At 41.8% G+C, this 895-nt stretch carries 2 tRNA genes and 1 rRNA gene; all 3 read left to right on the plus strand.

The features are described 5' to 3' along the window. The first annotated feature begins 90 nt into the window (after window positions 1-90). Window positions 91-167: transfer RNA gene (locus tag B9T26_RS15485), tRNA-Ile, on the plus strand. A 71-nt stretch (window positions 168-238) separates the two neighbouring features. Continuing rightward, a tRNA-Ala gene (locus B9T26_RS15490) sits at window positions 239-314 on the plus strand. A gap of 426 nt (window positions 315-740) precedes the next feature. After that, window positions 741-895, plus strand: a 23S ribosomal RNA gene (locus B9T26_RS15495); the annotation flags it as partial.

Below are 895 nucleotides of genomic sequence, written 5' to 3' on the forward strand. Positions count from 1 at the left end.
GGGGAACCTGCGGCTGGATCACCTCCTTAACGAAAGATTGACGATTGGTAAGAATCCACAACAAGTTGTTCTTCATGACGATGTATCTGAGGGTCTGTAGCTCAGTTGGTTAGAGCACACGCTTGATAAGCGTGGGGTCACAAGTTCAAGTCTTGTCAGACCCACCAAATCTGACTAACGAAGCATTTGAATAAAATGCAGCAAACAGAAAATCAGAACATTGACTTATTGATAAGCTGGGGACTTAGCTTAGTTGGTAGAGCGCCTGCTTTGCACGCAGGAGGTCAGGAGTTCGACTCTCCTAGTCTCCACCATACATCGCTTCGCAATGTATAAGAGATTAAGTTAATAAATGATCAGTCAAATGGCTGATAGTTTAGTCCTTAAGCAAACGATGTTTTAGATCCTAGAGATTAACAAGTACAAGCGTTATGATACGCGGACTTGATAATCTCTGTGATTTATCACAGTTTCCTGACCTGACGAAGGCTGGAAAAATCATTAACAGAATATATTTGAGTTGAAATAATTTGTTCATACTCGTTTTAGACAACTTAACAAGCAATTGTGAAAGTTGAATGAAATGAGTTACTAGCGAAATTAACTGAATCAAGCGTTTTGGTATATGAATCTAATTGAAGCTGTACAGTGATTAAGTTCACGAGACTCTAACTGTGGCGATTAAGTTCGCAACGCAACATCTTCACTTGTAGGAGATGGGCGACTGTTTGGGGTTGTATAGTCAAGTAATTAAGTGCATGTGGTGGATGCCTTGGCAGTCAGAGGCGATGAAAGACGTAATAGCCTGCGATAAGCTCCGGGGAGGCGGCAAATATCCTGTGATCCGGAGATTTCTGAATGGGGAAACCCACTTACCATAAGGTAGGTATCGCAA

The organism is Acinetobacter sp. ANC 4169 (assembly GCF_002135355.1).
Taxonomy (GTDB): domain Bacteria; phylum Pseudomonadota; class Gammaproteobacteria; order Pseudomonadales; family Moraxellaceae; genus Acinetobacter.